Source organism: Microbacterium sp. P5_E9, from assembly GCF_054049175.1.
This window is the reverse complement of record NZ_JBFUMV010000013.1, coordinates 57,365-71,963: the sequence shown is the minus strand read 5'-3', so window position 1 is coordinate 71,963 and position 14,599 is coordinate 57,365. Positions and strand designations below refer to the sequence as shown.

The window sequence follows — 14,599 nt, the reverse complement described above, 5'->3', positions numbered from 1 at the left end:
GCTCGCTACGATGGGGATCCATGTCTGAGCGCCCGCCTTTCAGTCCGGTCATCGCACTGCTGACTCTGTCGAGCGTGTGGGACGCACAGCTGACGGCGGCGCTGAAGGACCTCGGCCTGACGACCCGCAAGTACGGGCTGCTCGCGCATATCCACGTCACGCCGGGCATCTCGTTCTCCGAACTCGCCCGCCGCTCGCAGATCACGGTGCAGACCGCGCACACCGCGGTGCGTGCGCTCCAGGAGGAGGGCCTCGTGTCGGATGCCACGGCACAGGCCGGCGCGGCATCCGATCTGCGACCTACCGCGAAGGGCGAATCTGCGCTCGCCGAGGCCGAGCGGCGCCTCGCGCGGCTGGATGCCGCCTTCGCCGGCGGAGCCCCGACGCTCACCCGCGCGCTGGAAGGCGAACCGCACGACGAGCCGTTCGGAGCGAACCTTCAGGAAGACTGAAGGGCTTCAGTTATACTGAAGGGGTGTTCCGAACCCCCCTGAATCTCTTTCGAGTGCTCGCGGTCGCCGAGGCGATCTCGTGGACCCTGCTCATCATCGGCCTGATCCTGCGCGCCACCGCAGGACTCGCGATCGCCACGACGATCGGAGGTGCGATCCACGGACTGGTGTTCCTGTCGTATGGCGCCACCGCAATCCTCGTGGCGAAGAACAACCGCTGGACCGTGCGACCGACCCTCGTCGCGCTCGTCAGCACGGTGATCCCGTACGCCACCATCCCGGTCGAGCTGTGGCTGCATCGCACGGGACGACTGACCGGTGCCTGGCGGGTGGACGCCACCGCCGATCCGCGCGATCTCGCGTGGCACGACCGTCTGATGCGATGGTTCCTCCGCCGGCCGTGGGTGTTCGCATCAGTGCTGCTGCTCGGCATCCTGGTCCTCTTCATCGTCCTCCTCATCCTCGGGCCGCCCGGCGGTCGTTGAGCCGAGCGCGGCAATCTCGGTGCCCAGCGCCGGATCCTCGGCCAGGATAGGAGCGTGAGCGAGAGCCGGGTCATCCGCACGACCGCCGGCATCGGCGCGCGTCATCGCCGGCGCCGCATGGACGGCGACCGGCGGGCCGCCGCCGTCATGCTGGTCGGCATCGTGCTGGCCATGGTGTGGGCCAACGCCCCGTTCGCCACGACGTACGAGGAGTTCTGGAACCTTCCGCTGTCGATCTCGGCGGGCGGACTCGAAGCGGCCTTCACGCTGCACGAGGTGGTCAACGAGGGCCTCATGACCCTGTTCTTCTTCCTCGTCGGGCTCGAGGTGAAGCGCGAACTGACGATCGGCGAGCTCACCGACCGCGCCCGCGCCGTCGTACCGATCACGGCGGCCGTCGCCGGGCTCATCGTGCCCGCCGCGATCTTCGCCCTGTTCACGTTCTCGAGCGGGCACGCGGATGCCTGGGGTGTGGTCATCTCGACCGACACCGCCTTCCTGCTCGGTGCCGTGGCGTTGATCGGCCTGCAGTTCCCCGCCCGACTGCGGATCTTCCTGCTCACCCTCGCCGTGGTCGACGACATCGGCGCACTTGTGGTGATCGCGATCTTCTACAACACCGGCATCCAGCTCGTCCCGCTCGTCGCCGCGGCTCTGCTCATCGGCCTCCTCGCGCTGGTGCGCTTCCTCCCGGCGGCGCGGGCACTCGGCTACATCGCCCTCGGGGCGGCCCTGTGGGCGGCGCTCCTCCTGGCCGGCGTGCATCCGACGCTCGCCGGGGTCGCGGTCGCGCTGCTCATCCCGGTGTTCCCGCCCCGGCGCTCCGACGTCGAACGCGCGGCCGAACTCACGCAGGCGTTCCGCGAGTCGCCGAATCCGGCGTATGCCGCGGCCGTCACCCGGAGCCTGCGCGATTCGCTCTCGATCAACGAGCGGGTCGATGCGGCCTGGCGCCCCTACATCGCCTACGGCGTCCTGCCGGTGTTCGCGCTCGCGAACGCGGGGGTGCACCTCGAACCCGAGATGATCCGGGATGCCGCGACCTCCCCGGTCGCGTGGGGCATCGTCGCGGGGCTCGTGGTCGGCAAGTTCATCGGCATCACGGGCGCCACCGCGATGATCCGGTTGGCAGGCAAGGGCGTGCTCGCGCCCGGGCTGGGGATGACCCGGATCGCCGGAGGAGCGGCGCTGTCCGGGATCGGCTTCACGATCTCCCTCTTCCTGGTGCCCCTCGCGATCGACGACCCGCACACCCGGGACATCGCGCGCATCGCCGTGCTGGCCGCATCGGTGATCGCCTTCTTCGCCGGCTGGGCGATCCTGGCGATCGGCGACCGGGTGCGGCCGCCGCGAGCCGTGGGCGCCCGCCTGGCGCGGCCGTTCGACCCCGACCGCGACCACTTCCGCGGCCGAGTGGGGGCCGTGCTGGAGATCGTCGAGTACGGCGACTTCGAGTGCTCCTTCTGCAGCCGCGCGACCGGCTCGATCGACGCCGTCCGCGAGCGGTTCGGCGATGACGTGCGCTGGATCTTCCGGCACTTCCCGCTCGATGCACCGCATCCGCGTGCGCAGGAGGCCGCCCAGGCCGCCGAAGCGGCGGCCCTGCAGGGCCGCTTCTTCGAGATGGCGGTCGTGCTGTTCGCGAACCAGGATCGCCTCGAGGTCGACGACCTGTGCCGGTATGCGGTCGAGCTCGGCCTCGACCCCGACCGGTTCGCCGAGGACTTCCGCTCACCGCATGTGATGCACCGCATCAAGGACGATCGGATGGATGCCGAGGTCATGGACCTGCACGGCACTCCCACGTTCTTCGTCAACGGACGTCGGCACATCGGCCCGTACGACTCGGCGACGCTGATCCGGGTCCTGGAGGCGAGCTGAGCATGCTGCTCGCACGCGTGCTGCAGGCCGTGGATGCGGTCACCGCGACGCGGTCGCGGCTCGCGAAGATCGAGGCGCTCTCCGAGCTCCTCAGCACACTCGACCAGGACGAGTTCGCCCCGGCCGTCGGCCTCCTCACCGCGAGCCCGCGGCAGGGACGGATCGGCGTCGGCTGGCGCGGCATCGCGACACTCGAGGTCGAGCACGCGCCGGAGCCCACCCTGACCATCGCCGACGTCGATGCCGCCTTCGAGGCGCTGGCCACGGCATCCGGTGCAGGGTCGGTCGCGACGCGCACTGCGACACTTCAGGCGCTCGCGGCGCAGGCCACGGCCCCGGAGTGGGACTTTCTGGCTCGGGTGATCGTCGGCGAGCTGCGCACCGGCGCTCTGGAGGGTGTGCTCCTGGACGCGATCGTGCGGGCTTCCGGGCGCGAGGCTGCGAGCGTGCGGCGGGCGGCGATGCTCTCCGGCGACCTCGCCGAGACCGCGGCACTGGCGATCCGCGGGACGGCGGAGGCGCTCGACGCGGTGGGGCTCGTCGTCGGGCGCGCGATCATGCCGATGCTCGCCGGCACGGCCCCGAGCGCGGCGGCGGCGATCGCGACGGTGGGCGAGGCATCCGTCGAATACAAGCTCGACGGCGCTCGCATCCAGGTGCATCGCGCGGGCGACGAGGTCTGGGTGTTCACCCGCAACCTCGCCGACATCACGCATCGGCTCCCCGAGGTGGTCGACATCGTCCGGCGGATGCCGGTGCATGCGGTGATCCTCGACGGTGAGACCCTCGCCCTCGACGAGAACGACGTGCCGCGTCCCTTCCAGGACACGATGGCCAGGTTCGGCGCAGACGGAGCGCGCGAGACCCTCCTGCATCCGTGGTTCTTCGACGTGCTGCACCTCGACGGCCGCGATCTCATCGACGAGCCGCTGGCGCTTCGCCGCGCGGAGCTCGGCCGGATCGCCCCGGCGCACCTGATCCCCGGCGAGATCACGGCCGATCCCGTGGCGGCGGAGCAGGTCTCGGCCGCAGCGCTCGCGGCCGGGCACGAAGGCGTCGTGGTGAAGGCCATCGACTCGCCCTACGCGGCCGGCCGCCGCGGGGCGAGCTGGATCAAGGTGAAGCCGGTGCACACGTTCGACCTCGTCGTCCTCGCCGCGGAGTGGGGGTACGGGCGGCGCACCGGGACGCTGTCCAACCTGCACCTCGGCGCACGCGATGAGACCGGCGAATTCGGGGGAGGCTTCGTGATGGTCGGCAAGACCTTCAAGGGCCTCACCGATGAGCTCCTGCGGTGGCAGACCGAGCGGTTCCCCGAGCTCGAGGTGCGGCGCTCCGAGGGCACCGTGTGGATCGCCCCCGAGATCGTGGTGGAGATCGCGATCGACGGCGTACAGCGTTCCACGCGCTACCCAGGGGGGATCGCGCTGCGCTTCGCCCGGGTCAAGCGGTACCGCGAAGACAAGCGGCCGGCCGAGGCCGACACCGTGCAGACGCTGCGCGCGATGCTCAAGGGGTGACGGCATGATCGTCGTGCTCACCGGTGCCGGCATCTCCGCCGAGAGCGGTGTGCCGACGTTCCGTGCCACCGACGGCCTGTGGGAGGGCCACTCCGTCGACCGCGTGGCGACGCCGGAGGGCTACGAGGCCGACCCCGAGCTGGTGCTCGGCTTCTACGACGCGCGACGAAGGGCCCTGGCATCCGTCGTCCCCAACGCGGCGCATCGCGCACTCGCGCGGCTCGAGGACGAGCTGGGCGATGACCTCCTCGTCGTGACGCAGAATGTCGACGATCTGCACGAGCGGGCCGGCAGCCGCCGCCTCGTCCACATGCACGGCGAGCTGCTCCGGGCGCGGTGCACCGCGTGCGGGTCGCGCTCGGCGTGGGCCTCCGATCTGATCGACCGCCCGCCCTGTCCCGTGTGCCGAGAGCGGATGCTGCGCCCCGACGTCGTCTGGTTCGGTGAGATGCCGTACGACCTCGACCGCATCGAGCGGGCCGTTGTGTCGTGCGACACGTTCGTATCGGTCGGGACATCCGGCGCGGTGTATCCGGCCGCCGGCTATGTCGCCCTCGCCGCGGCCTTCGGCGCGCGCACCCTTGAGCTCAACCTCGAGCCGAGCGACGCCGCTGTGCCGTTCGACGAGGTGCGGGCCGGGCCTGCCACCGAGGTCGTGCCTGCGTGGGTCGACGAGGTTCTGTTGACATAGCATCGAGGGGCCATGACCACGCCCGCCATCGTCGCCGACCTCCTCGCAGCCCTCCCCGTCGGAACGGTGGTGACCGATCCCGACACCCTCGAGCGCTGCAGCCACGACGACGCCGAATGGGCCGAGTTCGCCCGGCCCGCGGCGGTCGTCTTCGCCACCTCGGTTGATGAGGTGTCCACCGCCGTCCGCATCGCGGCGGCGCACGGCGTGCCGGTGGTGCCGCGTGGCGCGGGCACGGGACTGTCCGGAGGCGCCAACGCCACCGCGGGATGCCTTGTCCTATCACTCGAGCGGATGACCAGGATCCTCGAGGTCGAGCCGGCCGAGCGGTACGCGGTCGTCGAGGCAGGCGTCCTCAACGACGACCTCCGCCGGCACGTCGCCACCCAGGGCCTCTGGTACCCGCCCGACCCGGCGAGCCAGTCCATCAGCACGATCGGCGGCAACGTCGCCACCAACGCCGGCGGCATCTGCTGCGTGAAGTACGGCGTCACGCGCGACTACGTCCTGGGGCTCACCGTGGTGCTGGCCGATGGCCGGGTGGCACGAGTCGGGCGCCGGACGGCCAAGGGGGTAACCGGGTACGACCTCACCGGACTCCTCGTCGGGTCCGAAGGCACCCTCGGGATCATTGTCGAGGTGACCCTCAAGCTCCTCCCACTCGGCGGGCGCGAAGAGCGCGCGATCATCGGCTACTTTCCTTCGTTGACGGATGCCGGGCACGCCGTCGCAGCCGTGTCCGCGGCCGGCATCGTCCCTTCAGCCCTCGAGCTCATCGACCGCACCTGTCTGCACGCCGTGGCCGAATGGCAGGGGTGGACCCTCCCGGACAGTGCGCAGACCCTGCTCTTGGCCAAGGTCGACGAAGTCGGCGAGCGCGGCGAGGAGCTGGCCGCACGCATCGCCGGCCTGTTCGCCGAGGCCGGCGGCACCGAGGTGCAGCGCGCCTCCGACCCGGACGCGATCGACCGGCTGTTCGCGGCGCGCCGCCTCGCCTACCCGGCGCTGGAGCGGCTCGGGCCGGTGCTCACCGAGGACGTCTGCGTCCCGCGCAGCGCCGTGCCCGAGATGCTCGCTCGCATCGAGCGGGCGGCCGCCGATGAAGGCGTCGTGATCGCCAACATCGCCCACGCCGGCGACGGCAACCTGCACCCCCTGATCATCGCCCCCGAGGGCGACGATGAGGCCAAGCGCCGGGCGAAGCGGGCGTTCGACCGCATCGTCGACGACTGCCGCGCCCTGGGCGGCACCGTGACCGGCGAGCACGGCGTCGGTCTGCTCAAGCTCACCGGCGCAGCGGAGGAGCTGAGCCCCGTGGTGCTCGAGCTGCACTCCGCGATCAAACGGGCACTCGACCCCCACGACATCCTCAACCCAGGCAAAGCCTTCCCGAACGGAGCATGAGCACCATGACAACCATCACCGCCGACGACGGCGTCCGCCTCGACTACACCGAGCACGGCGACCCGGCCGGCCCACCCCTCGTCCTCACGGCCGGGTTCAAGGCCGCCGCCACGAGCTGGAAGTACCAGGTGCCGGCGCTGGCGGATGCCGGCTACCGCGTGCTCGCCGTCGACCTGCGTGGGCACGGCGCCGCTGAGCGCCCGGCACAGGGCGTCGACATGCGTCGCCGCGGGCAGGACCTGCGGGATGTCCTGCAGGCCCTCGATCTTTCCGACGCGATCCTCGTGGGCGGATCGATGGGCGGCAACACGATCTGGTCGTACGTCGACCAATTCACCGCTGACCGGGTGCGCGCGATCGCGATCATCGACCAGACGCCGAAGATGCTCAACACGCCCGATTGGCCGCACGGGTTCTACGGCTATGACGCCTCCAACATCGACACGTACTTCGCCGAGAAGATCCCCGACACCGGAAAGGGCACCCCGGTCTTCAAGCGCGGGATGCGCCTCGTGCGGATGCTCAGCGCCCTGAAGGGGGTCGACCGCACCCTGACGCCCGGGGAACTCGCCCTGCTCGGAGACCACGCGAAGGCCGACTGGCGCGCGACGATCGCCCAGACCGACGTGCCGGTGCTCTTCGTCGCGGGGGCGGAGAGCGAATTGTGGCCGAGCAGCCACGCGGCGGCTGCGGCGGCGCTCGCCCCGCGGGGTTCGTCGGTCGTCATCCCCAAAGACGGCCATGCGGCGAACTGGGAGCAGCCGAAGGCTTTCAACGCCGCACTGCTGGAGTTCCTGCGCGGCGTCTGAGCAGGGCGCTCAGCGTCCGACGAGCCGCACCCGCACGATGTTGGTCGACTCGTCGATCTCAGCGACGGTGGGGTGCGCCTTCACGAAGTCCGAGAACGAGCGGTGCCCGAGTCCCTTCTCCGTGAAGGACGGGTCCATCCGCTTGAGCAGGTTCTTGACCGCGGAGAGGTGCACCCAGTCCTCGTCGGTGCGCTCGTGCTCGAGGCGCAGCGCGCGACCGAGCAACTCGCCGGACGTGTCCTCGGGCTCCTTCTTCCGGCGGCGTCCCGTCGCGGCGGGTGCGGCATCCGTCGCCTTCTCGGTGACCGGAACGACGACGCCCGGGAGTGAGTCGTACGCGTCGAACTGGTCGCAGGCGGCGGCGAGGGACTTCGCCGTCGACCCCGCGACGCCGACACCGACCACGAACCGGCCGAGGCGCTTGCAGCGCTGGGCGAGCGGCACGTAGTCGCTGTCGCCGGCAACGACCACGACGTGGGTGAGGTCGGGGAGGCGGAACATGTCCTCGACGGTGTCCACCGCGAGGCGGATGTCGGCGCCGTTCTTGGCGTACGCGGCCGCAGGGAAGAGCTGCACGAGGTCGACGGCCCGCGCGACGAGCTGCGAGCGGTAGATGGCGTTGACCGGCGATGACCAGTCCGCGTAGGCGCGGGTGAGCACGAGCGTGCCGAACGAGGCGGCGTAGTCGATGATCGCCCCGACATCGATCGTCGCGGCGGCCAGGCGCCCGGCGATCTCGGTGTCGGTGGTGTTCTCGGCGATCCGCTGGCGGTCGCGCGAGTACGAGTTGCGTCCGTGCACGCGGTCGTACCAGCTCATCACGATGTTGTCGAAGTCGAGGTAGACGGCGACGCGGGGGTTCAGGTGGTCGGGCATATCACTGCTCTCCGGGGTAGCGCACGCCGATCTGGGCGCGGATCTCGTCGAGCGTGCCCATGATGGCCACGGTCTCGTCGATGGGGAGGATGTCGCTGTCGGTGCGTCCCTCGGCGAGGATCCGCTCCGCGGCCAGCGCTTGGTACTGCATCCCGCGGCCGTCGATCTGAGAGATGTAATCCTCGACCACCGTGCCGTCGGGCCGGGTCACGCGGAACGAGGTGGCGCTGTACCAGACCCGGTCGATGTCGATGCGGGCGTCCGTGCCGATGACGTGCGCCGTGTTCGGTCCCGCCGAGCGGGCGGCGGAGATCGTGGTGGACAGCGCGCCCGACGCGTGGGTGAAGATCGTGGCGACCTCCGCGTCGGCGCCGGTCTCGCTCAGTCGCGCGGCGGCGGTGACCGTCGTCGGCGCGCCGAGCATGTCCCACGCGAACGAGACGGGGTAGATCCCGAGGTCGAGCAGGGCGCCGCCGCCGAGCTCGAGAGCGTTGAGCCGGTGCGCGGGATCGGTGGAGATGCTCTGGGTGTGGTCGGCGGTGACGGCGCGCACGTCACCGAGTGCCCCCTCCGCGAGCAGCTCCCGGATGCGCGCCATGTGCGGAAGGTATCTGGTCCACATGGCCTCCATCGCGAGCAGGCCGTTGGCGGCGGCGACATCGCGCACCCGCGCCGCTTCGGCGGCGTTGAGGGTGAAGGGCTTCTCGACGAGGACGTGCTTGCCGTGCTCGAGCGCGAGGATGGCGTTGTCGGCGTGCGCCGGGTGCGGGGTGGCGACGTAGACGATGTCGACGTCGGGGTCGTCTACGAGGGCTTCGTAGGAGTCGTGGGCGTGCGGGATCTCGAATTCGTCGGCGAAGGCGCGGGCCGCGTCAGCGCGCCGCGATCCCACAGCGGCGATGTCGAGGCCCGCGGTGCGCAGGTCCTTGGTGAACATATGGGCGATTCCGCCCGTGGCGAGGATTCCCCAGCGCAGTCCGGTCATGCTTCGAGCGTACCGATCGCCGGCCTCGGCGAGTCATCGCGGCGAGCTGACCTGCTGCGGGGGAGTGTCCGACGCCCCGAGCACGAAGGCGGCGATCGCGAGGGCGGTTCCGGCGAGCACCGGGCCGTGTCCGAACTCCCAATCGGCGTCGGTGGCGCGGATCGTGTGCCCGGAGAGCACCGCACGGCGGTCGAACGGCCCCGAGGTCGCCCCCCACAGCACGATGGCGCCGCAGACCTGCGGGTCGATCGCCGGAGAGGCCCCGAGCGAGGACGCGAGCCGGAAGAGCGCGCGCGCGGTGTGCACGAGGGGACGGATGCCGCGCTTCCGGCCGTTCCGGACCGCCGCKGCGGCCTCGGTCAGGCGCGGGAGCGGGTCGCKATCGGCGGGGGCTTCCCTGGCGAGGCGCGCGTCGTCGAGGAAGGCGGTGACGAGGGCAGCCTGCTGGGACGCTGGAGCGTTCCCGACGAGCCGCGACGCCTCGGTCAGAAGCTCGACGATGGGGCTGCGGCGATCCGAGGTGACGCCGGTCTCGTCGCCGCGCGGCTGATTGCTCAGCGGAAGATGCTTGGACAGATCCGACACCCGGCCAGTGTAGGCGTGTGACGGCATGCACCGCGTCACACGACACAGCAGGCAGGATGTGACAGTCACATGGGCACCTGGGTGTAATCGAGCTACCGGGTGCATAATGTCCAGGAGAGTCATGTGACCGTGCACATGGAATTTCCCTAGCCGCGAAGAGGAGGCATCCGGATGAGCGAAGAAGCCAGCGCCCGGCGACCCAGCATCCGCGACGTCGCACGCCTCGCCGGCGTCTCGCATCAGACCGTCTCCCGCGTGCTCAACAACCACCCGAGCATCCGTCCCGAAACCAAAGAGCGTGTGCTCGAGGTCATGGCACGGCTGCAGTACCGACCGAACCGCGCGGCGCGGGCACTCGTGACCAGCCGTTCGCAGACGATCGGCATCCTCGCGGCCCGGAGCACCCAGTACGGGCCGGCTTCGAGCATCGCGGCCATCGAGGCGGCCGCCCAGGAGCGCGGCTACTGGGTGAGCACGGCGAACATCGACGCGTCGGATCCGCAGTCGATCCCGGCCGGGCTGACGCATCTGATGACCCAGGCGGTGGAGGGCATCGTCGTCATCGCCCCGCAGGTGCGCGTCTTGCGCGCACTGTCGGCGGAAGCCATAGACATCCCGTACGTCACGCTGCAGTCCACCGACCTCGATCCTGCGCACGCGATGTCGGTGGATCAGGTCGCCGGCGCCAGGCTCGCGACAAAACACCTGATCAACCAGGGTCATCGTGGGATCTACCACCTTGCGGGCCCCCAGGACTGGATCGAGGCGGAGGCGCGCATGCGCGGCTTCCTCGAGGAGATGTCGGCCAGCGACATCCCGACCACGGCGCCGATCCTCGGCGACTGGACCGCCGATTTCGGCTACTACGCGGGGCGTGAGCTGCTGCGGGTGCGGGACTTCACCGCGATCTTCTCGTCGAACGACCAGATGGCGCTCGGGCTGATCCACGCCATCCGGGACGAAGGGCTCGAGGTGCCGCGGGACATCAGCATCGTCGGCTTCGACGACATCCCCGAGGCCGCGCACTTCTGGCCGCCGTTGACCACGGTGCGACAGGATTTCGTCGAACTCGGCCGCCGGTGCGTCGACATCCTGCTCGGCCCGGTCGATCCGAACCATGAGTCGGCGCCCGCCACGATCATGCCCGAGCTGATCGTGCGGTCCTCGACCGGGCCGGTGCGGTGGGGCTGAAGAGGCCGTTACCAACCCGAGACCGTTTGAGTTGACACTCCGGCCGCGCCCGTGGCTATAGTGAACCGATGTGAACGGTCACATGACGTCACATCGGGAACGCTCATCGGAGCGCGAGACCAAGGAGACGCACTGTGGTGCAGGGCAAAGACGCTGAGCAGCGTGATCGGTACGTCGTCGGAGTGAAGACCGAAGTCGCCATCGCGCGGGTTCGCGCCGACGTGGCCGCGCTGCACGCCGAACTCGTCCGCTACGGACTCGTCGTCTGGACCGGCGGCAACGTCTCGGGTCGCGTTCCCGGCGCCGACCTCTTCGTGATCAAGCCCTCCGGCGTCTCGTACGATGACCTCGCCCCCGAGAACATGATCCTGTGCGACCTGGACGGCAACGTCGTCCCAGGCACTCCCGGCAGCGAGCGCACCCCATCGAGCGACACCGCCGCACACGCCTACGTCTACCGCAACATGCCCGAGGTCGGCGGTGTGGTGCACACCCACTCCGACTACGCCGTGGCATGGGCTGCGCGTGGCGAGGAGATCCCATGCGTCATCACCGCGATGGCCGACGAATTCGGCGGCCCGATCCCGGTCGGCCCGTTCGCGATCATCGGCGACGACTCGATCGGTCGAGGCATCGTCGAGACGCTCACCGGGCACCGCTCCCGCGCCGTGCTGATGCAGAACCACGGCCCGTTTACGATCGGCGCGACCGCGAAGGACGCCGTCAAGGCCGCCGTCATGTGCGAAGACGTCGCCCGCACCGTGCACTTCGCCAAGCAGGGCGGCCCCCTCATCTCCATCCCGCAGGACGCGATCGACCGGCTCTACAGCCGGTACCAGAACGTCTACGGGCAGAACTCCGACGACCGCCGGGACGCCCCGGTGGCCCGAGGCAACAACTGAATATCGGCACCACCAAGACGATGACGTCCATGAAAGGACACACACAGTGAACAACGGCAAGAAGTTCCTCATCGCCGCAGTCGCGGCAGGAGCACTCATGCTCACGGCATGCTCGGGCACCTCGGGTGACAGCGGTTCTGGCGACAGCGCAGACGGCGGCCTGATAGGCGTCGCGATGCCGACCAAGAGCTCGGAGCGTTGGATCTCTGACGGCAAGGCCGTTCAGGAAGCGCTCGAGTCCGAGGGTTACAAGGTCGACCTGCAGTACGCCGAGGACGACATCCCCACGCAGGTCTCGCAGATCGAGAACATGATCACCAAGGGCGCCAAGGCCCTCATCGTCGCGTCGATCGACGGCACGACGCTCTCGGAGGTCCTCCAGACCGCCGCGGACGCTGACATTCCCGTCATCGCGTACGACCGCCTGATCAAGGGCACCGAGAACGTCGACTACTACGCGACGTTCGACAACTTCCTCGTCGGCCAGCAGCAGGCGTGGACCGTGCTCAACGGCCTCGGCCTGACCGACCTCGAGGGCAACGCCCTCGATGACGCGCCCGCCGGCCCGTTCAACATCGAGCTGTTCGCCGGCTCGCTGGACGACAACAACGCGTTCTTCTTCTTCAACGGCGCCATGGACGTCCTCCAGCCGCTGATCGATGACGGCACGCTCGTCGTCAAGTCGGGTCAGACCGAGATCGAGCAGGCCGCCACGCTGCGCTGGGACGGCGAGACCGCCCAGAGCCGCATGGAGGACATCCTCACCTCGACCTACTCCGACGGCACCAAGGTCGACGCCGTGCTGTCGCCGTACGACGGCATCTCGCGCGGCATCATCTCGGCCCTCACCGACGCCGGCTACTCCGTCGGCGACGAGTGGCCGATCATCTCGGGCCAGGACGCCGAGGTCGACTCGGTCAAGGCGATCCTCTCCGGTGAGCAGTACGCGACGATCTTCAAGGACACCCGCGAGCTCGCGAAGGTCGCTGCCGGCATGGCCATCGCCGTTCTGAACGGCGACGAGGTCGAGGTCAACGACACCGAGACGTACGACAACGACGTCAAGGTCGTTCCCTCGTACCTGCTCGCACCGGTCCCGGTCGTCAAGGACAACGTCGAGTCGGCTCTGGTCGACACCGGCTACTGGTCGAAGGAAGACCTCGGCCTGTAACCCGGCCGAGCTCACCGCTCGATAGCGCGACGGCGGTGGGGGAACTCCACCCTCACCGCCGTCGCCCCGTGTACGTCCCCACTGTCAGTCCCCCACGAGGAGGTCGAAGAACGTGACCAACTACATCCTGGAGATGCGGGGCATCACCAAGACATTTCCCGGCGTGAAGGCGCTCTCGAACGTCAATTTCGAGGTCGAGCGCGGTGCCGTCCACGCCATCTGCGGCGAGAACGGCGCAGGCAAGTCCACGCTCATGAAGGTGCTGTCCGGCGTCTACGGCCACGGCACCTATGAAGGCGACATCGTCTTCGAAGGCGAGGAGGTGCAGTTCCGCAACCTCACCGACAGTGAGGCCAAGGGCGTCGTCATCATCCACCAGGAGCTGGCGCTGAGCCCGCACCTGTCGATCGCCGAGAACATCTTCCTCAACAACGAGCGCAAGAATCCCCTCGGTCTCATCGACTGGAACAAGACCAACTTCGAGGCGCAGAAACTCCTCGACCAGGTCGGCCTGCGCGACAACCCGACCACCCCGATCAAGCAGATCGGCGTCGGCAAGCAGCAGCTCGTCGAGATCGCCAAGGCCCTCTCGAAGGAAGTGAAGCTCCTCATCCTCGATGAGCCGACCGCGGCCCTCAACGACGAGGACTCCGACCACCTGCTCGACCTCATCCTGCGCCTCAAGGCCCAGGGCATCACGTCGATCATCATCAGCCACAAGCTGAACGAGATCAAGAAGGTCGCCGACACCGTCACCGTCATCCGTGACGGCWAGACGATCGAGACGATCGCCAAGGACGACGTGACCGAGGATCGCATCATCCGCGACATGGTCGGCCGTGATCTCGAGCACCGCTATCCCGACCACGAGCCGCACATCGGCGAAGAGCTGCTGCGCGTCGAGGACTGGACGGCCCACCACCCGCAGGATCCCAGCCGCGTCATGGTCGACAACGTGTCGATCAACGTGCGCGCCGGTGAGATCGTCGGGATCGCGGGCCTCATGGGCGCGGGTCGCACCGAGTTCGCGATGAGCCTGTTCGGGCACAGCTACGGGTCGCGCATCACCGGCAAGGTGTTCATGCGCGGCAAGGAGATCAAGACCCGTTCGGTGGCGGAGGCGATCGAGAACGGCATCGCGTACGCCACGGAGGACCGCAAGTCCTACGGCCTGAACCTCATCGAGGACATCAAGCGCAACGTCTCGATGGCGTCGCTGCACAAGCTCACCAAGCGCGGGCTCGTCGACGACAACGAAGAGTTCAAGATCGCGAACCAGTACCGTCGCGACCTGAACATCAAGGCCCCGAACGTCCTGGTCAAGACCGGCAAGCTCTCCKGCGGCAACCAGCAGAAGGTCGTCCTCGCCAAGTGGATCTACTCGGACCCCGATGTCCTGATCCTCGACGAGCCGACCCGCGGGATCGACGTCGGTGCGAAGTACGAGATCTACACCCTCATCAACAAGCTCGCGGCATCCGGCAAGGGGATCATCGTGATCTCCTCCGAGCTGCCGGAGCTCCTCGGCATCTCAGACCGGGTGTACGCGCTCTCCGAAGGGCGCATCACCGGCGAGCTGCCGATCGAAGAGGCCACACCCGAAACCGTCCTGAAGCTCATGACCATGGAGAAGCCGCGCTGACGCGC

Annotated in this window: 14 protein-coding genes; 11 read left to right on the top strand and 3 right to left on the bottom strand. The window is 69.0% G+C overall.

The annotated features are described in order from the left end of the window. Positions 1–20: 20 nt before the first annotated feature. The 7 genes from ACXJ3V_RS14955 to ACXJ3V_RS14925 are packed head-to-tail and all read left to right on the top strand — an operon-like array spanning position 21 to position 7,242. A complete protein-coding gene (locus tag ACXJ3V_RS14955; RefSeq protein WP_457101120.1) occupies positions 21–452 on the top strand; it encodes a MarR family winged helix-turn-helix transcriptional regulator in 432 nt (143 codons plus the stop codon). 23 nt (positions 453–475) lie between these two features. Continuing rightward, positions 476–937 (top strand): DUF3817 domain-containing protein, encoded by a 462-nt coding sequence (locus ACXJ3V_RS14950; RefSeq protein ID WP_457101119.1) that lies wholly within the window; start codon positions 476–478, stop codon positions 935–937. 54 nt (positions 938–991) lie between these two features. Beyond that, a complete protein-coding gene (gene nhaA, locus ACXJ3V_RS14945; protein ID WP_457101118.1) occupies positions 992–2,818 on the top strand; it encodes a Na+/H+ antiporter NhaA in 1,827 nt (608 codons plus the stop codon). A gap of 2 nt (positions 2,819–2,820) precedes the next feature. Then, complete coding sequence (locus tag ACXJ3V_RS14940; RefSeq protein ID WP_457101117.1) at positions 2,821–4,338, top strand: ATP-dependent DNA ligase; 1,518 nt, start codon at positions 2,821–2,823, stop codon at positions 4,336–4,338. A 4-nt stretch (positions 4,339–4,342) separates the two neighbouring features. Then, entirely contained in the window at positions 4,343–5,029 is a 687-nt protein-coding gene (locus ACXJ3V_RS14935) for an NAD-dependent deacylase (protein ID WP_457101116.1), read from the top strand. 12 nt (positions 5,030–5,041) lie between these two features. Further along, complete coding sequence (locus tag ACXJ3V_RS14930; protein ID WP_457101115.1) at positions 5,042–6,433, top strand: FAD-binding oxidoreductase; 1,392 nt, start codon at positions 5,042–5,044, stop codon at positions 6,431–6,433. A gap of 5 nt (positions 6,434–6,438) precedes the next feature. Further along, positions 6,439–7,242, top strand: a complete 804-nt coding sequence (locus ACXJ3V_RS14925; protein ID WP_457101114.1) for an alpha/beta fold hydrolase — start codon at positions 6,439–6,441, stop codon at positions 7,240–7,242. A 9-nt stretch (positions 7,243–7,251) separates the two neighbouring features. Here ACXJ3V_RS14925 and ACXJ3V_RS14920 read toward each other — a convergent pair whose 3' ends face one another. Genes ACXJ3V_RS14920 through ACXJ3V_RS14910 form a run of 3 tightly spaced genes read right to left on the bottom strand, consistent with a single transcriptional unit; the run spans position 7,252 to position 9,688 of the window. Further along, complete coding sequence (locus ACXJ3V_RS14920; RefSeq protein ID WP_457101113.1) at positions 7,252–8,118, bottom strand: NYN domain-containing protein; 867 nt, start codon at positions 8,116–8,118, stop codon at positions 7,252–7,254. Between the two features lies 1 nt (position 8,119). After that, positions 8,120–9,103: a Gfo/Idh/MocA family protein gene (locus ACXJ3V_RS14915; RefSeq protein WP_457101112.1), complete on the bottom strand. Its 984-nt coding sequence runs from the start codon at positions 9,101–9,103 to the stop codon at positions 8,120–8,122. A gap of 33 nt (positions 9,104–9,136) precedes the next feature. Next, positions 9,137–9,688 (bottom strand): hypothetical protein, encoded by a 552-nt coding sequence (locus ACXJ3V_RS14910; protein WP_457101111.1) that lies wholly within the window; start codon positions 9,686–9,688, stop codon positions 9,137–9,139. 171 nt (positions 9,689–9,859) lie between these two features. Here ACXJ3V_RS14910 and ACXJ3V_RS14905 point away from each other — a divergent pair, with 171 nt between their 5' ends. The 4 genes from ACXJ3V_RS14905 (at position 9,860) to mmsA (ending at position 14,594) form a co-directional block, all read left to right on the top strand. Next, positions 9,860–10,879 carry a LacI family DNA-binding transcriptional regulator gene (locus tag ACXJ3V_RS14905; protein ID WP_457101110.1) on the top strand — a complete coding sequence of 340 codons (1,020 nt, stop codon included), beginning with the start codon at positions 9,860–9,862 and terminating at the stop codon, positions 10,877–10,879. Between the two features lie 182 nt (positions 10,880–11,061). Further along, entirely contained in the window at positions 11,062–11,781 is a 720-nt protein-coding gene (locus ACXJ3V_RS14900; RefSeq protein WP_457101150.1) for an L-ribulose-5-phosphate 4-epimerase, read from the top strand. 97 nt (positions 11,782–11,878) lie between these two features. Further along, complete coding sequence (gene chvE, locus ACXJ3V_RS14895) at positions 11,879–12,952, top strand: multiple monosaccharide ABC transporter substrate-binding protein (RefSeq protein ID WP_457101149.1); 1,074 nt, start codon at positions 11,879–11,881, stop codon at positions 12,950–12,952. A gap of 112 nt (positions 12,953–13,064) precedes the next feature. After that, entirely contained in the window at positions 13,065–14,594 is a 1,530-nt protein-coding gene (mmsA, locus tag ACXJ3V_RS14890; protein WP_457101109.1) for a multiple monosaccharide ABC transporter ATP-binding protein, read from the top strand. The last annotated feature ends 5 nt before the right edge of the window (positions 14,595–14,599 follow it).